Source organism: Paracoccus sp. SY (genome assembly GCF_002901215.1).
GTDB classification, from domain to species: Bacteria; Pseudomonadota; Alphaproteobacteria; order Rhodobacterales; family Rhodobacteraceae; genus Paracoccus; species Paracoccus acridae.
Genome location: NZ_NWMQ01000051.1, coordinates 1 through 19,485, shown reverse-complemented (window position 1 = coordinate 19,485; position 19,485 = coordinate 1). Strand labels below are relative to the sequence as shown.

Sequence of the window (19,485 nt, the reverse complement as noted above, 5' to 3'; positions counted from 1 at the left end):
CCTGTGCCTCCTGTCAGCGCAGCTCTCCTGTGGTCGAAAGCCGTTCGAAGCAGCCTTTCGGCACGCAGAGCGGGCTGCTGACCACCCCCGAAAGGTGCTGTCGATTAGCGATGATTACCGACTATATATCAACAATCCTTAGAATGGATCCCTGATCCGCAACTGCGTTGATAATTGCGGCGTTGGCAGAGTACAAGCTAGAAACTATTGAATATTTCTCGGAGACGCGCCTGAACAATCCGAAGTAAGTGGGGCAGATTTCCGGGCAGCCAGCCGTGCAGCGATCCGCCAGTTCTATCCCTTGCTAACTGAATCAGTCGCCCAGCAACCCGTCTGAACCACACTGCCCGGAGATCTGCGCCACTTGTGGGTAGGGGTAAGTGGGGCGGATTCCGGCGCGGCGTGAGTTTACACCGGTTGCGCACCCACCAGATCGGGTAGCAGGGGGATGCGCTCTCCAGTGCCGCTGAGGCCGAGGCGATCGCCGATATAGGCGAAGAAGGAGATGCCGAGTTTCCGGCAGGTCTTCATCAGTCCGAGCATGACATCGCGGGCCTGGCGGCCATCGGCGCTCATGGTGCCGCCCGAGATCCGGCGCTTGGTCACGCAGGCCCGAAGGTCGTTTTCGGAGCCATTGGTGTGGAGCGGGATCTCAGGTCGCTCCAGCACCTTTAGAAGTTCATGCTTTCGCCTGTGCAGGCGAGCAAGCAACTGACCCAGCTCCTTGTAACGGGTACGCTGCCCGAAGATGTCGTCAAAACATTGGGCGAGGACAGGTGCCTCCTTAGCGGACGGCTTTTGCTTCCAAAGCTTCAGATCGCGGTAGAGCATGATGAATAACGCTCACCGAAGCAGGTTCAGGATGCCAATCGGCGCACGCAAACACACATCACGGGTGCCGAACCGAATTGCCACCAGCAATGATTGCGTTGATCAGGTCAGCAGCAGCCCGGTGCTCCTTCCTGATTACCTCAGTGCCAATGGCGTTCTCGTGGGCAGCCGCGGCATCCCGCAGAACTCCCCTGATCTCATTTTCGGGTAACAACTCGGCGTCTTTCATGGCAAGCAGGAGTGACTCGCAGATGGAAAGTGCAGCTAATCCGGCGTATTCGTTTGCAGTGGACATCCACAAAGTTCCTTTTATTAGCCTATCGGCTTTCGCAGAGGCTTTGATCCGATGCGTCCCCACTTCTCGCAGAAATTCCCCTATGCTGGACTGATAGAAAGCAGTCTCAGACAGATTTCTGCTTACGCATCGCAAGTCGGCAGGGGGAGGCATGACACCAGTCAAAAACAGTCCACTTGTCCGTAAGCTCTCCGCGTTCGTGGCGCTGTCAGAGGCCGAGCTCGCTGTCCTGGACCATCTGCATCAGCGTCGCCGGACCTTCCTTGCAGGGCGCGATCTGGTACATCAGGGACAATCGGAACAAGCTGCGTACATCCTGTCGGCGGGTTGGGTCTGTTCCTACAAGCTTCAGCCGGACGGGACGCGTCAGATTGTTGACTTCCAGATCCCTGGGGATTTCCTCGGGTTGCGCAGTGTTTTGCTCCGCACCTCGGACCACAGCTTCGAGCCGCTCACGGATATCCAGGCAGCTGAGGTGCTGAAAGGCGATCTTCTTGATGCGTTCACGCACACCCCGCGATTGGCCATGGCCGTTCTTTGGGCGGCATCACGAGACGAGGCAATGGTGGTAGAGCATCTTGTCGGCATCGGACGGCGAAACGCCGAGGCCCGAATGGCACATTTCTTGCTGGAACTGGCATCAAGGCTGGCTTTGGTCGGGATGGGCAGCAGGGAAGGCTACGACTGCCCCCTCACGCAATATCATCTTGCCGACGCATTGGGCCTGAGTGCCGTTCATGTGAACCGCGTGTTGCGCCAGCTCCGTGAAAACGGACTGGTGACCTTTCGGGACGGTCATGTATCGATCCACGATCACGAGGGGCTTATAAAGTTGGGGGAATTTGATCCAGCATACCTCGACCAGGACGGGCCGCTCGTAAGATGAGGAAGTCAGCGTTTGCTTTTCCGCAAGTTGCAAGAACTCTTTTTTGCCGCAAAGTCCAAGGCGTACGGCCAGCGCTTCGGGAGTTTCAGGAGTATGTTTGGGTTATGGATTTTATGGGGTAGGAGGCTCCGTTATAGGGAGCTGATTGCACTTCCCCTTTTTGCAATGATGTCCCTCTTAGCGGCGCCTGTCTTGCTCAGGTCGAGTTGCGAAGGCTTGCCCTTCTTTATATAAAAAAAGAAGCGCATAGGCCTACCGACCGATAAGGCTACGGTACGCCCACGCGCTTCTGGAACTCGTAACGAACAATGCCTGACGGCACGTTCACACTTAAACCATGCCAGATCCCGGTCATACTGACATAGGTTAGCCTTACCTGTGACACAGGGCAATTTTCAGAGGCTTTGATCGGACTGAAGACATAAGCGCCTTTTCTGAGGGCTATTTTTCGTGGAGCGCGTCAGACAAGACGTTGTTCTTCCGTTGGGATCGACCAAACTCAGCGTGAGGATCAGCATGGCGATCCACGCCAATCTGAGCTTCATCGATTATGCGTCAGTCTTTGGCTTCTTGAACGGCTCACGCATCGCTCCATACTGGAGATCGTAAACGGAGGGTCCTACCTCATAATGCTGGACGTTGCATTGAAAGCGGCGAAAGGCTGGGCAGCACCGCGGGGTTGTGGAGCGGACATTGGCATGGCTCGACCGCTTTTGCCGCCTCGCTGTCAATTGCGAGCGGCCCACCGATAAAGACGGGGCTTTCTTGATCATCCGCTGCGCTCTCATCTGCCTCAATCAGATCGAAAGCTTCTTTAAACGTTCTAAACTTCGGCCTCAGCAAAAAACCCCAGCGTGGCGTGGCGCCGGAGATTACTCTAGGTTGATCGGTCTTGCGGTATTCAACTCCAGATAATTAGGCCGTACAGTTAAGTGAATACATGTCTTTTAAGCTGGTGCACTGCTCGCCGCTTTGCTGGAACATGTGGCTTTTGCCCAAAGATAGACACTAAAAGCCCTGCAGATCCTGGACGGCGCGGGGCAGTCCTGCCTAATCTACTCCCCGTCCCCTATCTGCTGCCCCAGCGTCTGTGCCCATCCAAACAGCAATCGCGCTGCCCCATCGTCGCCTTGCTGTTTTCGCCCATCGGCGGCTTCGGACAACACCTTCGGCAAATCCTCCGGGCTGATCGCACCAGGAGCGACTGTCTGCACACGCAGCAATGCCAAAAGGAGTTCCAAGGCTATCTCGTATTGCCGGATGTCTTCAGGAGCGTTGCCCTTATCGGTCATCCCACGTCCCCTTAGCGCTTTTCGCATCACATTGCCCGTCCTCGTTCTTAACCCATCTCATCTTTCCGCGATACAATCCGGCGAGATTTCATCGGGACTCTTTGCCTTGCCACACTTGGGCACTTGCTTGCGTGAAGAATACCGGCATGGAGCGGCCAACCCTTCTTCCAGCCTTCCTATGGGCTTGCGCATTAGCGGCAGCAACACTGATGCAAAATGACCTTCTGGACCTTATGTTTGAAGGGTTGCGTCAGAATACTCTGCCCGTGATTTATGGAGGGCCTGATAATGGCCGTGCGAATTCCCATCGCTCCGAAAGACTCACCAGCCAAACCCAACGGCGAGTACAAAAACCCAAATCGGGATTGTGAAGACGCCGAGGCTTCCCAAAAAATGGCTGACGAAGGCGGCGTCCGTCACAAAAAGAACCGCCTTCCTGTTAGGGAAATCCGCAGCGAACAAAGTTCATGTTCGGGTGGAAGTATCTGCCTTTTCTCATGAAGGAGCATAGAATGAAAATTATTCACAAGACATTGCAAAACGAACGCACGACGCTTGCAAATGGAGACGCACAGGTAAGTCCTGCAGGACTGCGTGGGTTGTTCGCAAGAGCATTTCGACGGGCTATTGGCTGGCTCGCTGGCGACCCTGCCGCTGTCAATCCAGACATGGTGCGGTCTCTGGCTTATGTAAGGATCAACAGCCATTACGACGCGCTTGGGCGCAGCTGACGTCTGAAGGGATAAAGGGCGGCGGGGAAAACCTTGCCGCTTTCGGAAGGAACGCAAAATCCATCTCGCCAACAGGTTCTCGAAAGTGCCGCGTGAACAGGCCTGACAGATGACCGCACTGGATCACCAAGCCCAACGTCAAGAATTCTTGCATCACGGCCGATAACCACAAAAATCGCTAGACGGGGACATTATCAAACGGGTCTGTCTCTTCTAGCAAAGTTTCTAACTGCGGGGGTGGTCGATCACCGGCAGAAATTGCCTGCCGCAACTGCTGCACTGCAAGCTCTTTTTCCCTGGGGATCGCAGCATCTATTTGATTTAGAAGTTCGTTGATCAGATCTTCTAAGTTCATCTTGGTCGTGATTTCCTCGATTTCCATAAGAGGTGATGCAGACGTCTTTTAGCAAACGGAAGCGCCTGATCCTGCTAATGATCCAGACAGAAGGGGATTTCCTACGGTCGGTTCTCGATGACCGATCTCGAGTTCAATGGCGCTTAGTCGCTTGAGGAGCTTTTTCACTAGCGGGACATGCCGCGGCGAATGGTATCATGCGAGGAAAGACATCACTTAATACAAGCCTAAAGCCTTTCGGAATTAGCCTACGATATACCCGGCTGCCTGAAAGGAGTTCCAGCACCCCTCGGGCCTGAACAAGGAGCAATGCCTGTCAGCACGTTTACACTTAAACGATGCCTGAGCTGTTCGTGCTGACATAGGTTAGGTCCTTCCTGATAAATACCTGCTATGAACTGGCCAGCATCCCGATGTTAGTATCGATCGTTCAGGCAGGGGATGATCCCTCCTTTTTTCCGAGGCGAGAAAGGGAACCGACATATGACTATGTGGTCAACAGGCCGTCGGTATCTATTCGAGGCAATCAGATGTGCTGCCGCGTGGCAGAGCAAATACTCGCCCCGGTCAGGTCGACTGATGCGGCCACGCAACCCATCGATAATACAGACTGCGATGAGGGCGCGGTTGGACGTGGGGGATGCCTTTGGTGCAGATGGAGCCTGGGGAAGGCGCTCGACGCTGGTCCTTTTGTGACACCGCTCAAGAGGGCGCAACCAAATTTCAGCTGCTGTGCAGGAGAATTTCTCAGGTTCTTTTGATCCAGCGAGTGCTGCAGAGAAGAAACGGAGGCCCCACCGTGCCTATAAGGGGCCTCACGGACCATGGCACAGCAACAATCTTCCGCTCCTAGGATAGCTTTTGTCCAGGCGCCCCGCAGGTTGCACGCCTTCGTTCCGGAGCGATGTCTCCGGCCAGGGTATCGCGCCTTTACTCTTTGCAAAGGGAACCATGATGACCACGCGATCCACGACCTCTGTTGTTGAATTCAAGCATCCTTTTGTCGTGCCCGGCTCAGCCCGGCAGTTCCCTCCCGGTCGCTATGAGGTTCTCGTTGAAGAAGAGCTGATCGAAGGTCTCAGCTTTGCGGCGTTTAGAGAAACCGGGACCTATCTGATGATCCATGAAAAGACCCACAGCACAAGGCCCACAGAGATGCGATCGATCTCGTCGGCCTATCTCGACATGGCCCTGAAACGGGACGCTATATTAGACACCACGGTTGAAGGCGCCTTTGTATCTCCCTCTGACAAAACCATTCCGGAGGAAGAAGGGTCAACGCTTCAAGACATGCAGGCACAAGATCTGCCATCGCAGGAAACCGCGACTGTCGGCAACAGGATCAAGCAATGGATCGAGACCGTAACGTCGCCTTTGCCACGGTGACGATCGCCTCAGATCTGCAAAGGCAGCGCCAGTCAGGCGAATGGCCGCTGGCAAGAAAGGTAAACATTCATGTTCCCGTCCCTCGAACCCCCGCAGCTCCTAGTGCTCCGGCTCATGGCCAGGATTGGCCTTGCGGCAGGCCTTGCTGCCTTGCTCGCGCTTCCAGCGTCCGCACAAATGGGGGTTGGTCTAATACCGCCGAATGCTCAGCCCCGCAGTTACGGCGGGGGCTGGGATTGCGACTTGGGCTACGTTCTGGAGGGGGCTGAATGTGCAAAGGTCGAGGTTCCTGAGAACGCCTACGCAACCAGACGCTCCTACGGAACGGGCTGGAACTGCCACCGCGGATTTGAAAAGGTTGATGGAACGTCCTGTTCTGCAATCCTTATACCGGAAAATGCCTTCTTGAAGTCGTCAGGCTACGGCTGGCAATGCGAACGCGGCTATTGGAAAGACGAGGACCTTTGCGTGTCAATTGTTCTGCCGGAGCATGCTTATCTTACGGATAATCGAACCGGATCCGGATGGGCCTGTGAGCGTGGTTTCACAGCAGATTTGGACCGCTGTATTCCCATTGTTGTGCCGGAAAACGGTTACCTGACCAACGTGGATTACGGCGATGCATGGTCCTGCGAGAGAGGATTTATTCAGGTCGGCGACCGATGCGATCCCGTGGTTCTCCCGATCAACGCCTTCCTCGATCCAGGTGCTTACGGACCAGGATGGCGCTGCGATCGTGGGTACGCACCAGATGACCGGGAGCGCGGGTGCGTCGCGATTGAGCTGCCGAGGAATGCACATCTTGATGACTCCGGAAACCGATGGGAGTGCGACCCCAGCTTCCAGCTCTCGGAGGGGGCGTGCATTCTTGGGCGATGACGTGGAAGACTTCCCGTGCATGACTATCCGGCGTACGCAAATGTAACGAGTGGCTGTCTGACCACCAACGGCAGCAATCGGGCCGGCCTTACCCCACTTGACCCTCACCCGAAGAGATTGCCACGAAGCTGCGGCGAGTCAGGGTCTTGGCATCGCAGGGCTGTTCGGTAGCGCAAGCGAAATCGCCCAAGCCCGCTGGAGGCGCAAACGAAGCCAACCCTTCGTGCCACAGCTTCAGGCCTTTGGCGGTCAGCAAGGTGGCCGATCAGCATGACCAGAAACCAATGATACTGCCGGACCATGTCGTCTCACGCCCGATCCGTATCAGTCATTCGAAGCAGCCGTTTTGAACGTGGGCAGCTTGAAAAAGGCTTCGGTACGTTTGCCATCCTCGTCTTTACCGTGGACCTTATAATATTGGTCCTCGGTTTTGACGTTGTCGATCATCCATCTCTTTTCTATCCGACCATCGGCCTACGAGATGCCTGCAGAAGGCCCATGTAATTGCGCGTTCTGATCCCTATATCTGTAGTGACCTTTCAGTATCTTCTGCACGGTCTTATGGAGGGCCCGACAATGGGCACCGACGTCAAGATGCCTGGCGATGGCCAGCATGTGAACCGGGTCACTGAACCCTCTCAGGAAAAGTTGTCCAGCGGAATTGGTGCAAGCCAAAAGCGCGAGGCCGGGCGCCCGGACCGCGATCCCGACGACCAGGCGCGCCCAGCCGATGGAGATCGGGCGTAACTTTTGGCATCTGCAGAACTGGGAGGATGATGGCGGAGCCATCGTTTTCCCGGTGTCGTTCAGGAATGTTCGCCATGGGCAAGTTGCACGCAGACCTCGTGTGATTTGTATCTGAACTTTCCTAGAAGCGAAGTCAGCGCGTCGGCCTCAGGCCGGTTTCGTCTGCATGCCAGCAAAACTCGGCAGGCCCCGCCGGGGCCGCGCATCGACGCGATCAGGGAGAACCAATCGCAGAGCTGCCGCTTTAAAAAGGCAATGCCACCAGAGGGGATCACGACATGATCGATGCGATGAAACGACTGATCGAAGCGACAGAGTCTGGTACCTGGGACGAGAGTTGGCGATGGCTTTTGGATAATGTCGGCATCATTGACCCCCAGCGGTTCTCGGACGCATATCTCGGATCGCTTGACGCAGCTAAAGCCATTCATGATGCCTTGCTGCCGGGGTGTAGGATCGAGTTGTTCGGTCCTACGGCACAGGGCCTGTACGGGGTGGGCTTGCCCACTCTTGGACAAGACATGGTTTTTGGTCCGAACCCTGCTCGGGCATGGTTGTTGGCTATCCTCCGCGCCAAACTGGCCCAGACGGATCAGGAGCCCTTATAAAGAGGTCCATAAGATCCGTACTGCGCCTTCCTTGACTAGCCAAGGAGCTGTCTACGGCACCATCCAAGCGCAGATCGCCTGGGCGGTATCTCCCACAACCGCCCAGGCTTCTTCCCTGGACAGGCCGGCGATGTCAAAGAGCGCGATCATGGCCTCGGCCCTGGTGGCCATGCGTATCCGTCCGGCATGACTGCCGTTGATTTCAGGCTTTCTGCCAATTCCAAGACAGGAGTTCGTCGATGCGATTGATCTTGTGATCGGCGATGTGGGTCAGCACCCAGATCAGCCATGCCTTGGGGTCGACACCTTGCGGCATTCGCCAGTCGATCCCTCCACGAGCATGGAGAGCTGAGCGGGGCTGAGACTGACTTTCCCTTCCTGGGCGGCAGGCCAGACAAAGCGCCCACGCTCGAGGCGCTTCAGAAAGAGACATCTGCCCTGTGAATCCCACCAAATGATCTTCAAAAGATCACCCCGACGCCTGCGAAATACGAACAGATCACCGGAATAGGGGTCCTCCTCCAGAACCTACTCGGCCTGCGCCGCCAGCGTGTTGAACCCCCGCCGCATGTCCGTGACGCCGGCCGCCAACCAGATGCGCGTGTTGCTCGGCACCGGGATCATGACAGCAGCCCCTGAACCAGCCCCAGAACCGCCGCTAGGCTGGTTGGGCCTTCCACCAGGATCCGCCGGCCGAGGGAGAGCGTGATATCGACCCGCTGTGCGAGCGGCTGAGTATCCGCCGGTTGGTGTGTTCCGACGACATCATTCATCAAATGCGAGGTCGTGGCCGAAGCCGAGATTTCCACCGGCAGGAAGGAATGGCTATCTTCGACAGCCTCTGGCGACTTGGCGCCGGCGGGTGAGAACCGTGGATCCCGCAGCCAGGTAAAAAGCAGGTTCGAGTTCATCGAATAGCGCCGCGCCACCTGTGCAACAGATACGCCGGACGCCCGTGTCTGCCGGCAGATCGAGCGTTTCTCCTCGTCAGACCAGAACCGCTTCTTCTACCCCTTCGTGCCCGCCAGCGAGTGCCTCAAGATGTCCATTATCAACCATGGACATTATCAAGCGCGGGCTTTCACCGTCAGGGCAGGCACACCGGACGGATACGTAATGTGCTGCGCAGCAGATGGGTTTATTAACCGATCAAAGCCTTTGCTTTCATCCGGACTGCCGCAAGTTCCGCATCAGAAATGCGGCCTTTGGCCTTAGCCCGATGCGCACGCCAATCCAGGGACTTGACCTGGTCCGCCAGCACGGCGCTGCCAAGCGCATCATCGATCGGCACCTCAAACGGATAGCCTTTGCGTTTCGCTGTCAGCGGACAGCACAGCATCAGACCGATCCGGTTATGGGCTGCAGGCGACAGAACAGCAGCGGGGCGGTGCCCAGCTTGTTCATGTCCTGCGCGTGGCGAAAATTCCAGCGAGACGATTTCTCCAGCCTCAGGAACATAATCTGCCATCAGAGAGCTTCGTTACCGACTGGTGCCTCGAAATCGACCTGATCATGATTGTTCTCCGGCGTGATACCGGCAAGCAGATCAGCAAGGTCATACTCTTCGTGGGCCAATGGGCTCGATGACAACGCGCCCTTTGTCCTCTCGCACCTCAACGGCCTGATCCAGGCGCAAGCCTGCCGCAGCCATGACGGATGCGGGAATGCGCACTGAGGCGCTGCTGTTTCCCCATTTCTTGACTACGCCGCGCATCAGGACACCATGTCTATACATTGTTTATACTGCCTCGCATTGAAACATATAGCAACGGCGTTTCAAATACCGGATGACCAGAAGAGAATGGTGCAGAGATCAGGATACAAACCATTGATATAAAATAATAATATTCCGTAAATCCGATTATCACCTCAGGAGCTATAGCCGGGGCGCGCGCTATTTTGAAATGCAACTTTCAGACCGCTGGCACCTCATTGCTCCTCATACCATTTGATACTCGGCTGCCATCCTAAAGCGCAAACGTTCCATCCTCACCTGGCCCTTCCCCGTCCAGTGTAACACCATCTTGCTTGACCTCGATCTGGCGCTTGTGGCCCGCCACTGTGATTGTAGCGCTGAAGCCCGGCCAGTGGGGCGGAAGGGCCGGTTCGATCCGCAGCCGATCGCCGCCTTCAGGGACAATTCCCAGGATGCCCTCGACTGCCGCGCGGTATAGCCACCCGGCGCTGCCCGTGTACCAGGTCCAGCCGCCGCGCCCAGCTTTCGCCCCTTCGCCATAAACGTCGGCTGCGACAACATAGGGTTCCACACGATAGCGGTCGACATCGGCCCGGTTCGCAGCGTGAGAAATTGGATTCAGAAGATCAAACAGCCGGTGCGCATCGGCACCCCTGCCCATCCTGCCCAGGGCATAGACCATCCAACTTGCGGCGTGAGTGTATTGGCCGCCATTTTCCCGCACGCCGGGAGGATAAGCTTTGATATAGCCCGGTTCCTTGTCGGTATTCTCGAAAGGAGGCGTGAAGAGCTTCAACGCCTGTGCGTCTTGGTCCAGTAGCCAGGTCAGGGCGGCATCCATCGCGGGCCCGACCCGGTCAGGCCGCCCCGCCTTCGAGATTGCGGCCCAGCTTTGCGCAATGGAGTCGATGCGGCATTCTGCTGAATCCGCCGAACCCAAGGGGCTGCCGTCGTCGAAATAGCCGCGCCGATACCAGGCGCCATCCCAGCCTGCGGCATCCAGTGCCTCGGCCACCGCCGTGCGGTGCGTGCGCCAAACGGCGGCGCGGACATTATCACCTCGCGCCTCGGCCAAAGGGATGAACGCATCGATGGTGGCGCACAGGAACCAGCCAAGCCAGACGCTCTCGCCCCGTCCTTCTTCGCCCACTCGGTTCATGCCGTCGTTCCAGTCACCACCTAGCATGAGTGGAAGCCCGTGCGATCCAGTCCGCGCCACGGCCAGATCCAGTGCGTGGGCGCAATGGTCGTATAGGGGGGCGACTTCGCCTGATTGCTCGGGTGTCAGGAAGTTGTCGTGCTGTCCAGGCTCCAGCACAGGACCGGTGATGAACGGCACCGGCTCATCCAGAATGGCGCGGTCACCTGTCAGGCGGACATAGCGTTCCGTGATGTGGCCCAACCAGATGACATCGTCCGAAATCATCGTCCGCACCCCTGCGCCACTTGAAGGCAACCACCAGTGCTGCACGTCTCCCTCGGTGAACTGGCGTGCGGCGGCGTTGAGGATCTGGCGGCGGCACAGGTCCGGATCGTGAAGGATCAGCGCCGACGTGTCCTGTAACTGGTCTCGGAACCCGAAGGCGCCGGATGCCTGGTAGAAGGCCGAGCGTGCCCGGATGCGGCACGCTAACGCCTGATATGGCAGCCAGGTGTTGATCATCAGATCCAGCTTCGGGTCGGGCGTCTGGATCTGAAGCGTGTCTAGGAACCCTTCCCATTCCGCTGCCGCGCATTCAAGCGACTGCGCCACCTCCGTCACGCTGGTGACGGCGCCAAGGATACCGGGCAACTCGGCTTCGGGCGCGTCGGCCAAGGCAAAAACCACTTCGGCCGTCTCTCCAGGCGCCACGGCAAGGCGGGTCCGCAGCGCCAGGCAGGGATCGCCTCCCGTATCAGTCGAATTGGCGGGCCAAGATCCGACCAGAGCCTCGGGGCAGCGCACGTTGCCCGCGCCAAGCATCGCCGAACGCGAGGCCAGCCACCCTGTCACTGCGAGGTCGCAAGCGAGGCCCGCGGCCCGGCCTGGAAACTCAATCGACCCCGCATTGCAGGCGATGACGGCATTGGCGCCGGCCTGTGCGCGGATCACCGAAGCGGTGCGGCCGCGGTCGTTGCCTAACACCAGTTCGGCATAGGCGAGACAATCGAGCTCCAGCTGTTCCTTCCCTCGATTGGTCACACGCAAACGGGTCAGCTTGGCGGGTCCATTGACCGCCAGCGTCTGAACTGCCTCCAGATCGATCCAGTTGCTCCAGGAGCTGAAGCGGCTGTAGCCTAGCCCGTGCCGCGCTTCATGGATTGCGCCCGGATCAGAGCACAGTGCCGAGAAGGGCGACGTGATGCGCCCGGTTCGGCGGCATTTCAGCAGGATTGCCTCGCCCGGGCGGTTCTCGACTGGGTCGTTCGACCATGGAGTGATCTGGTAGTCGCGCGAATTTACGGCCCATGTAAAGCCCACTCCTTCGGCCGAAACATGGAAGCCGAAGCCGTCGCGGGCAATGACATTGATCCAGGGCTGGGGGGTGGATTCGCCATGACGAAGACGAATGACATATTCGCGTCCGTCAGATGAAAAACCGCCGTATCCATTGCAGTGACGCAAGTCCTCCACAGGAAAATCCGGCATATCGCGCGGCGCGGCATGTCCGAATGAAATGGGTCGATCGCGGTTTGTCGGCACGGCCACCGCAGCGGCCTGAACCCGAGCCAGTTGTTCCGCCAGCGTGCCGTTGCGACTGTGCAAGACAACCCGTCCGGCTGCCAACAGAGCCCGCATCTGGCCGGGATCCATCTGGTCCTGCCGCAGGACAAAGACGTGACGCGCGGCGGGATCGAGATGTGTGCGCAGGAATGTGTCGCACAACGCTGTCAGCGCGCTCTGCAAGTCCTGGATATAGCTGGATGCCCGGTCGTTCAGGATCACCAGATCGGCCCGAACGCCATGGTGGCGGAAATAGCCCTGCATGCGCAGCGCGGTTCGGACGATGGGTAGATCAGTTTCGGTATCAATCCGCAGTATCATGATCGGCAAGTCGCCCGAGATACCGAGCCCCCAAAGACTAGACTGCGGACCGATGGCGGTGCGGAGTTCGGCATCCTGCACGGCCATTTGACCATCTGGCCAGATCAGCTGGGCAGCATAGGCGCGAAACATCGCCGCCTCTTCCAGCGAACTGTCCATGTGGCGCAGCTGCACCTGTGAAAGTGCCCAGGCCAGACGACTTTCGTGGTCATATGCGGCGCGATCCGCATAATGGTTCAGCGCAGCGTCAAGGGATGCGTCGTCATCGGCGACAATGGTCCAGAAGGTCAGCGATGCTTCTTTCCCCGGCGCAATGCGGAGCCGACGGCGCAGCGCGAAGATCGGGTCCAGGGTGAAGCCCTGCCCGCCGCCCAGCCGCATGCCTGGCTCCATCGCAGCCGGGTGGGTAATGTCCTGCCCCCTGCCGATAAAGGTGCGACGGTCAGTCTCTGCCCCCAAGGGCGTTCCTCCAACCGCCAGATGCGCAAGATATAGCACGGGTTCGGGCCCACGTCGGTTGCGGCGCACGGTGACGGCGCTGCCATCGCGTTCGATTGCCGTACGCACAAACATCTTGGAAAATGCCAGATGGGCCAAGTCCGCCTGCGGCCTGTCCAGCACGATCTCTCCATAGCTCGTCACTTCGATCACGCGCGGTCGCTTTGAAAGGTTGCGAAGCGTCAGGCGCATCCCCTCTGCTTGCGCTTCGGACGCTACGATGATCTCAAGATGGCTCTCGATGTCGTGGGCAGTCTTGAGGAATTCCGCCTTGTGGCCAGAAAAGATGGCGCGCGCTATCTCGGAAGGCTCTGCCGTCGGTGCAGACGTTGCGGACCACCAGTCCTGCGTCTGGGCGTCGCGCAAGAACAGGAACAGTCCGTCGCGATCCAAGGTTGGGTCCGGACGCCAACGGGTGACGGCCCGGTCGTCCAACCGCGACCAGCCGGTGCCGGTTCCAGTGACCATTCGGGTGTACCGGCCGTTCGACATAAGCCCGATGGCCCGTGGCGCCTCGGCCGGATTCTCCAGGATCGTCTGCAATGCCGGGGACAGTTCCGTACCGCCCTCGCGGCTGTGGCCTGGGGCGGGGCGCGTGATAGGCACGATCTCTCGCGGGGCCTTTTCCTGCAGCAGCAACTCAGCCGCCCTGATGACCGGATCGTCGTGGAAGCGGTCGCGGTGAATACCTTCTAGGAGCGCGTTGGCGATCGCCACAATGCTCATGCCCTGGTGGTGTGCCATGACGGTGCGGACGATGGCCATATCGAAGCCTGTGGGCAGGCGGGCAGGGGTGAAGTCGATGGCGTCGAAGAAGCCATACGGCCCTAGGGCGCCGATCCCCTCCAGGCGGTCAAAATTGGCGACCGCCGCGCGCGGACGGATCTGGCTGGCCAGCGCGGTGGCATAGGGGGCGACAACCAGATCCTCTGTCCCCGCCCGCTTCAGCGCAAGCGCCGGATCGCCGAAGGCATAGTATTGGTAGTTCATCTCGCGGTCGCGGGCGTTGAAGGCGCTTTCGGATACGCCCCAGGGCACACCCCGAGCGCGCCCCTGGGCAATCTGGACATCCACCGCCGCCACGCAGGATTGCGAAAGCAGGCTGCCCTGCCGTTCGTGCATCACCAAAGGCGGCATCAGGTATTCGAACATTGATCCCGACCAGGACAACAAGGACCCGTGCGTGCCTAGGGCGGCCACCGGTCGGCCCAGGCGGAACCAGTGCTCGTTCGGGGCATCGCCCTTTGCAATGGCGAACAGGCTTGCCAGCCGCGCCTCGGACGCCATCAGATCATAGCAGCTCTCGTCCAGTTGCTTGGATTCGGCACGATACCCGATAGACAAGAGTTGCCGCTGCGGGTTCATCAGGAAACCAAAGTCCATCCCGAAGGCAAGTGCCCGGGCGCGTTCGGACAAGGAGGCCAGGCGTTCCTCCACCTTTGGAGCATTTCCGGGTGGTCGTATCGCGGCCTCGCAAGCGCGTTGCAGTGCCTCGGCCCACCAGAGGAGGTCGCTGCCGTCGGTTTCGAGTTCCCCCACGTAGGCCTCAGCGAACTGACGGATATCGCCTGCGATCACCGTCAGATTAAGGCCCTGCATCACTGCCAAATGTGGCTCGGTCAGTATGTCTGCATAGCTTCTTGAGAAGCCGTCAATGCGTTCCTGCAGGCGGCGGAGCAGGGGCCGCAGGGCGCGGCGGTCATCAGGAATGGTTTCAAGCTGGCGGGCCAGCACGTTCAGCACATCGCCGACCCCTTGCGGATTGGTGGGCACATGGACGATGGCTCCATGCGTCCACCCCCGCAATGCGGAGGCAAGCGTTACCAGATGGCCTGCAAGATTGCCGCTGTCCACTGATGATACATAGCGTGGCTGCAGCACCGAAAGGTCGCGCGTGTCATACCAGTTGAACAGATGGCCATTGAACTTTTCCATCCGCTCCAGCGTGGACAAAGTAGCCTCGATGCGGTCCAGCGTCTCGGGCAGGCCGATCCAGCCGAAATCGCGTGCCGAGAGTGTCGCCAGAAGATACAGGCCCGCATTGGATGGCGAAGTCCTTTCGGCTATCTTCGGTTCAGGAGTATCCTGGAAGTTGTCTGGCGGCAGGTGATGAGTGTCGGCACCGACGAACTCCTCAAAGAAGCGCCAGGTGATCCGGGCGGTGCGGCGCAACGCTGCAGCATCTTCTGGAGCGACATTCAGCCGGTCCTGCGTTTCCAATGTGCGGCTTGTCTCCCATGCCAGTAGCGGGGCGATAAGCCAGGCCAGCGCGACCAATGCAGCCAGGGGCAGGTTCGCAGGGTTGATCAGCGCGACCAGGATCAGCGCCACGATCGCCGTCACCGGAGCCACGGCCATGCGCCGCAGATAGTCGGTCCGGCTGCCCGCCCCACCCGCCGCAACGTCTGAGTTGCTGCGCCACTCCAGCAGGTGCCGGCGGCTCACGCACATGCGGTGCAGGGTCCGGCCGATCGCGTCCAGCGCCAGCACTGCCTGATGGGGCATGAAGGACAGGCGCAGCAGAATCGCCGACAGATACCCTTTCGCCTCGGCAAGCACCACTCGAAGGTGCCGCTGGGACGAAGCGGAAGGATGGCCCGGCACCAGTCCGGCGTAGAAGCTCATCACTGATCCCATGAACAAGGTCAGGATCAACAGGAGCTGCAACCGCAGGGCGGCGCCGGGTGTCAGGGCGAGCCATCCCATCACCGAGGCCGCGATCCATGCTGTCGGCACCAGCGAGCGGCGCAGGTTGTCCATCATCTTGAACCGAGCAAGCCTGCCCAACCCGTTGCCGCGCGACATGATAAACGGCAGAAGCTGCCAGTCCCCTCGGATCCAGCGGTGCTGACGTGCCGCATCCACGTGATAGTGGGTGGGAAAATCCTCGATCACCTGGACGTCGGTCACCAGTGCAGATCGGGCCAGCGCCCCTTCGAGCAAGTCGTGGGACAGGACCGTATTGTCGGGAATACGCCCTTCTGTCGCCTGAGTGAAGGCATCCAGGTCGTACATGCCTTTGCCGGTAAAGCTGCCTTCTTCGAACAGGTCTTGGTAAAGGTCGGACACCGTAAAGACGTAAGGGTCCAGACCTCTGTTGGTCGAGAAGATCCGCTGGAAGACCGACGCTTCGTTGCCGGACGTCAACGATGGCGTGACCCGGGGCTGAAGGATCGCGTGCCCCGACACCACTCGGCCCGTGGCGTCGGATATGGGGCGGTTCACCGGATGGGCCAGCTTCCCTGCCAAGGCCGACACCGAATTGCGCAAAAGGCGCGTATCGCTGTCCAGCGTCAGCACAAAGCGCACGTCAGCAGGGGGCAAGGGCCCAGTCTCCATGAACGAAGTGTCGGCGTTCCCACGCAGCAGGGCGTTCAGCTCCATCAGCTTGCCGCGTTTTCGCTCCCACCCCATCCAGATGCCTTCCTGCAGGTTGCGAACACGGTGACGGTGGAGCAGGTAGAAGCGGCGGCCAGTGGCCGCGTAGCGGCTGGCCAGCGCCTCGATCCCGGCGCGTGCGTGAGCCAGCAGCAGGGTGTCGTCAGAACGGGTTTCGGTCGGACTGTCGCCCCAATCCGATAGCAATGCAAAATCGATCGCACCCAATGTGTTGGACAGGTAATGAAGCTCCAGGGTCCGTAGCACCTCGTCTGTGTCGTCGCGTGAGGTCAGCAGGTAGGGGATCACGACCAGCGTACGGGATGTCTCTGGCACCCCGCTGGCGAAATCATAAGCAGGCAAGCGCCGGGGCGGGAACAGGCGGGCCGCACTAACCTGTGCAATGGCAAGCGCGGCCTCGGAGGCAGGGAACAGGGCGAGGACAAACAGCAGCACGGCCACCAAGGCGGGGGCGTCAAGCCCCTGTACCATCAACGCGGCAATCAGCAGGGTCACGACCATCACAGGGCCGGCCAGGGCAGCCCAGCCTGCGCGGCGGCTTTTGCGGCGCAGGCTCTCGGCCAGCGTGGGACGATATGCGATGTGCGCCTCGAGTCCTGGCAAGCCTTCGGCCAACAGCAGCCGCCCCGGGTCCGCACCATCCGCGGCTGCGAGCGCTGCGCGAGCCACCTCCACTTCGGTGAAGTCGGATCGCCGGGCCAGCCGCTCGATCTGTTCGCGGTACGTGTTGCGAGTTGCGCCATCCAGGGCAGCAAACTCCGGTGCGCGGCGCAGTTCCCGATCAACACTCGATACGCTCTCGAACCATTCCAGCCAGTCCGTTTCGTCGATCAGGCGCAGGCTTCTGATGATGTTGCCCATGGTGACATTGCCGCTGGACTGGCGGGCATGCTCGGCCGCCAAAATCGAGTCAGGAGTCTGCCCCGCAGCTGCTAACTGTGCCTGGAGCCAGTCCAGTGCCAGGGCTGTCGTTCCCGAACCATCCCGGAGGCGATAAAGGAGTTGCGCAGCAAAGGTCGCGTCACGGGCCGCTGAAGACTCTGACGCCAAGAACGCCGCTGCTTCCGTGAGGGCGGCTCCCACCAAACAATCGGCCAGTGCGTTGGCTGCCGCACGCTTGCGGTTGCCATCCTCGATCCGGTCGGACAGGCGACGCAGGTTTTCAAGCAGCACGAAGCGCAGCAGAGAAGGGACAGCCCAAACCTCACCGATGGTCAGATCGGTATGGCGCTGCATTCCACCGACGAGCTGGCTCAATTCCTCCAGAGTCACGGCAGAGTTGGTCAGCGCGACATGGGTCCACGCCAATGCCAATACGCGAGGGACGCGCGCTCCGCCTGCCAGTTGAAGAGAAGGCAGGCTGCCGTAGAACTTCGGTTGCAGATCCCGGCGCAGGTGGCGGAAGGTCTCGTCAACAACGTGGTGGTTATCCAGCAGCCATTCAGCGGCAGGGGTCACAGTACCCTTGCTGCGAACCTCATTAAAGATCGAAAGATAAGTGGCTCGTACGGCCGCGCGGTTATCCGTCAAGCGACCGAGAAATTCAAACATGTGCCATGCAGGCAATGCGGGAGACGAGGACACCGCCAGAGCGATGCCGGCCTCGGTAGGGCTGCGGTCAAGCCAGACCTCGTGGCGGATGAGGGCAGGGAGCAGGGGCCAGTTCCTGGCCGTGATACGCTCTTCCAGGTGATCTATCCTATGCGTTGAGGCGGGTTGGTTTTGGCGTAGGTTCGCCGTCACAGGCTCCCGGATCCTTGAGTACCAATGCCTTGCGTCTCATCATCGGCACCCTTGCCGTCGCGGGGTGTGATTGGCTCTTGCTGACCTTGCAGGGGATCCGCGGGCGGTTTTCTGGTCCTCGAATATAGGTCGCGCAGTTCGGCTTCGCCCACACCATCGGCCTCCATCACAAGACGGATCATTGGGTCAGCCAGCATTTCCTCTAGGAAGAAATCTGTCAGTGCTTTGCCTGTCAGCTTGTCCTTTGCCACCGCCCGTTCAAATTCCGCAAATGGGACGGTCAGCGTTCGACTGAGACCGGGATGGGAGGTGCGGGGGTGCAGACGCACCAGAACAGACGCCTTCCAGGCATCTGGGCTGACCCCGGCTGAAGGAGGGGAGAATTGGGTTTCCACCTCGTATTCACCAGGAGGCAGGATCTCATTGAAGCTCGGAAGTTCGAAGGCCCGCAGGAAGATGGCGGTGGTCTTGATTGAACCGGTCAATTCGGCTCCCTCCAAAAAGGGTTGCTATGTCAGCTGTTCGGGCACTTGTGCTTACAGTCTCGCCTGAACGTAGGACCGACCAAGTGCTTGCTTCGCAGGGTGAAAGCAGTGGCCGTGATTGGGGACTCTCTTCGGAGGCAAGCGAGATCTTAGAGCAGCAGCCAAATTCCAGTTGTCTGAATTACGCGGCAGTCGAGAGTTCTGAAGACGAGTCAGCGTGGCAGTGGCGATGTCACAGTCCAGATCCATCGCTTGATCCTGTTGCCGACGGTCGCGCCTTCCTTCGCCTCCAGATCCTGTGCCTGCACATCCTGATCAGGGGAGCCACCTTCATGCGGCCTGACAGTTTCAGAGGCAGGTGCCGAGCCCGCGCCTTCGTTCTGCGCAGTCAGTAGGGCGTCACGCTTCAATGCCATGGTGAGATAGGCCGATGAAATGGCGCGCATCTCCGTCGGCCCGAAGGTATGTCCCTTCCCGTAAACCAGCAGATAGGCTCCTGTTTCCCGGTATGCCGCGAAACTGAGACCCTCGAGCAACTCTTCCTCAACCAAGACCTCATAGCGGCCGGGCGGGAACTCCTTGTTGGAGCCGGGCACAACGAAAACGTGCTTGAATTCAACAACCGAGGT

17 protein-coding genes and 2 pseudogenes are annotated in these 19,485 nt (G+C 59.3%); 6 read left to right on the top strand and 13 right to left on the bottom strand.

The features are described from left to right. Window positions 1-408: 408 nt before the first annotated feature. Window positions 409-831 (bottom strand): transposase, encoded by a 423-nt coding sequence (locus CK944_RS19460; protein WP_103174727.1) that lies wholly within the window; start codon window positions 829-831, stop codon window positions 409-411. 58 nt (window positions 832-889) lie between these two features. After that, window positions 890-1,126, bottom strand: coding sequence for a hypothetical protein (locus CK944_RS19455; RefSeq protein WP_103174726.1), 237 nt, complete (start codon window positions 1,124-1,126; stop codon window positions 890-892). A gap of 151 nt (window positions 1,127-1,277) precedes the next feature. Here CK944_RS19455 and CK944_RS19450 point away from each other — a divergent pair, with 151 nt between their 5' ends. Continuing rightward, a complete protein-coding gene (locus CK944_RS19450; RefSeq protein WP_103174725.1) occupies window positions 1,278-2,012 on the top strand; it encodes a Crp/Fnr family transcriptional regulator in 735 nt (244 codons plus the stop codon). A 1,055-nt stretch (window positions 2,013-3,067) separates the two neighbouring features. Here the strand turns inward: CK944_RS19450 and CK944_RS19440 are convergent. After that, entirely contained in the window at window positions 3,068-3,304 is a 237-nt protein-coding gene (locus tag CK944_RS19440) for a hypothetical protein (RefSeq protein WP_103174723.1), read from the bottom strand. Between the two features lie 512 nt (window positions 3,305-3,816). Between CK944_RS19440 and CK944_RS22990 the strand changes: the two genes are divergently transcribed. Beyond that, complete coding sequence (locus tag CK944_RS22990; RefSeq protein WP_146038717.1) at window positions 3,817-4,035, top strand: hypothetical protein; 219 nt, start codon at window positions 3,817-3,819, stop codon at window positions 4,033-4,035. 178 nt (window positions 4,036-4,213) lie between these two features. On the opposite strand, the gene CK944_RS19435 is transcribed toward CK944_RS22990, so the two are convergent. Further along, window positions 4,214-4,417 carry a hypothetical protein gene (locus CK944_RS19435; RefSeq protein ID WP_103174722.1) on the bottom strand — a complete coding sequence of 68 codons (204 nt, stop codon included), beginning with the start codon at window positions 4,415-4,417 and terminating at the stop codon, window positions 4,214-4,216. 924 nt (window positions 4,418-5,341) lie between these two features. Between CK944_RS19435 and CK944_RS23695 the strand changes: the two genes are divergently transcribed. Then, window positions 5,342-5,776 (top strand): hypothetical protein, encoded by a 435-nt coding sequence (locus tag CK944_RS23695; RefSeq protein WP_192877786.1) that lies wholly within the window; start codon window positions 5,342-5,344, stop codon window positions 5,774-5,776. 243 nt (window positions 5,777-6,019) lie between these two features. Continuing rightward, on the top strand, window positions 6,020-6,655 hold the full coding sequence (locus CK944_RS22985) for a hypothetical protein (RefSeq protein WP_146038716.1): 636 nt from the start codon (window positions 6,020-6,022) through the stop codon (window positions 6,653-6,655). A 324-nt stretch (window positions 6,656-6,979) separates the two neighbouring features. Here CK944_RS22985 and CK944_RS24225 read toward each other — a convergent pair whose 3' ends face one another. Beyond that, the gene (locus CK944_RS24225) at window positions 6,980-7,102 is read right to left on the bottom strand and encodes a hypothetical protein (RefSeq protein WP_256388169.1); all 123 of its coding nucleotides are present in this window, start codon (window positions 7,100-7,102) and stop codon (window positions 6,980-6,982) included. Window positions 7,103-7,231: 129 nt separating this feature from the next. Between CK944_RS24225 and CK944_RS23385 the strand changes: the two genes are divergently transcribed. Together CK944_RS23385 and CK944_RS19425 are read left to right on the top strand one after the other, a co-directional pair. Beyond that, window positions 7,232-7,402, top strand: coding sequence for a hypothetical protein (locus CK944_RS23385; protein ID WP_158248077.1), 171 nt, complete (start codon window positions 7,232-7,234; stop codon window positions 7,400-7,402). A gap of 278 nt (window positions 7,403-7,680) precedes the next feature. Beyond that, window positions 7,681-8,010, top strand: a complete 330-nt coding sequence (locus CK944_RS19425) for a hypothetical protein (protein WP_103174721.1) — start codon at window positions 7,681-7,683, stop codon at window positions 8,008-8,010. 202 nt (window positions 8,011-8,212) lie between these two features. Here CK944_RS19425 and CK944_RS23690 read toward each other — a convergent pair whose 3' ends face one another. The 8 genes and pseudogenes from CK944_RS23690 to CK944_RS19390 all read right to left on the bottom strand — a co-directional run. After that, the gene (locus tag CK944_RS23690; RefSeq protein WP_371411683.1) at window positions 8,213-8,326 is read right to left on the bottom strand and encodes a transposase domain-containing protein; all 114 of its coding nucleotides are present in this window, start codon (window positions 8,324-8,326) and stop codon (window positions 8,213-8,215) included. Further along, window positions 8,318-8,634, bottom strand: a pseudogene (gene tnpB, locus CK944_RS19420) (IS66 family insertion sequence element accessory protein TnpB); the annotation flags it as partial. The gene CK944_RS23690 and the pseudogene tnpB, both read right to left, overlap by 9 nt. Next, window positions 8,631-9,005 (bottom strand): annotated as a pseudogene (locus CK944_RS19415) (transposase); the annotation flags it as partial. The pseudogenes CK944_RS19415 and tnpB, both read right to left, overlap by 4 nt. 146 nt (window positions 9,006-9,151) lie before the next feature. Beyond that, window positions 9,152-9,478 (bottom strand): endoribonuclease MazF, encoded by a 327-nt coding sequence (gene mazF / locus CK944_RS19410; RefSeq protein WP_103174720.1) that lies wholly within the window; start codon window positions 9,476-9,478, stop codon window positions 9,152-9,154. A gap of 87 nt (window positions 9,479-9,565) precedes the next feature. Further along, window positions 9,566-9,724, bottom strand: a complete 159-nt coding sequence (locus CK944_RS24395) for an AbrB/MazE/SpoVT family DNA-binding domain-containing protein (protein ID WP_371411682.1) — start codon at window positions 9,722-9,724, stop codon at window positions 9,566-9,568. A 253-nt stretch (window positions 9,725-9,977) separates the two neighbouring features. Then, the gene (locus tag CK944_RS19400; RefSeq protein WP_103174719.1) at window positions 9,978-18,179 is read right to left on the bottom strand and encodes a GH36-type glycosyl hydrolase domain-containing protein; all 8,202 of its coding nucleotides are present in this window, start codon (window positions 18,177-18,179) and stop codon (window positions 9,978-9,980) included. Window positions 18,180-18,367: 188 nt separating this feature from the next. Next, the gene (locus tag CK944_RS19395; RefSeq protein WP_192877785.1) at window positions 18,368-18,856 is read right to left on the bottom strand and encodes a hypothetical protein; all 489 of its coding nucleotides are present in this window, start codon (window positions 18,854-18,856) and stop codon (window positions 18,368-18,370) included. 212 nt (window positions 18,857-19,068) lie between these two features. Further along, window positions 19,069-19,485, bottom strand: a 417-nt coding sequence (locus CK944_RS19390) for a hypothetical protein (protein ID WP_103174718.1), incomplete at its 5' end; no start/stop codon positions are given.

Bases quoted from the DNA above. Each gene is read 5' to 3' on its own strand.
- CK944_RS23690 (WP_371411683.1), bottom strand. From the start codon at position 8,326: ATGCCGCAAGGTGTCGACCCCAAGGCATGGCTGATCTGGGTGCTGACC.
- CK944_RS19450 (WP_103174725.1), top strand. From the start codon at position 1,278: ATGACACCAGTCAAAAACAGTCCACTTGTCCGTAAGCTCTCCGCGTTC.
- CK944_RS19435 (WP_103174722.1), bottom strand. From the start codon at position 4,417: ATGGAAATCGAGGAAATCACGACCAAGATGAACTTAGAAGATCTGATC.
- CK944_RS24395 (WP_371411682.1), bottom strand. From the start codon at position 9,724: ATGCGCGGCGTAGTCAAGAAATGGGGAAACAGCAGCGCCTCAGTGCGC.
- CK944_RS23385 (WP_158248077.1), top strand. From the start codon at position 7,232: ATGGGCACCGACGTCAAGATGCCTGGCGATGGCCAGCATGTGAACCGG.
- CK944_RS19440 (WP_103174723.1), bottom strand. From the start codon at position 3,304: ATGACCGATAAGGGCAACGCTCCTGAAGACATCCGGCAATACGAGATA.
- CK944_RS24225 (WP_256388169.1), bottom strand. From the start codon at position 7,102: ATGATCGACAACGTCAAAACCGAGGACCAATATTATAAGGTCCACGGT.
- mazF (WP_103174720.1), bottom strand. From the start codon at position 9,478: ATGGCAGATTATGTTCCTGAGGCTGGAGAAATCGTCTCGCTGGAATTT.
- CK944_RS19455 (WP_103174726.1), bottom strand. From the start codon at position 1,126: ATGTCCACTGCAAACGAATACGCCGGATTAGCTGCACTTTCCATCTGC.
- CK944_RS19400 (WP_103174719.1), bottom strand. From the start codon at position 18,179: ATGTTTGAATTTCTCGGTCGCTTGACGGATAACCGCGCGGCCGTACGA.
- CK944_RS19460 (WP_103174727.1), bottom strand. From the start codon at position 831: ATGCTCTACCGCGATCTGAAGCTTTGGAAGCAAAAGCCGTCCGCTAAG.
- CK944_RS22990 (WP_146038717.1), top strand. From the start codon at position 3,817: ATGAAAATTATTCACAAGACATTGCAAAACGAACGCACGACGCTTGCA.
- CK944_RS19425 (WP_103174721.1), top strand. From the start codon at position 7,681: ATGATCGATGCGATGAAACGACTGATCGAAGCGACAGAGTCTGGTACC.
- CK944_RS23695 (WP_192877786.1), top strand. From the start codon at position 5,342: ATGATGACCACGCGATCCACGACCTCTGTTGTTGAATTCAAGCATCCT.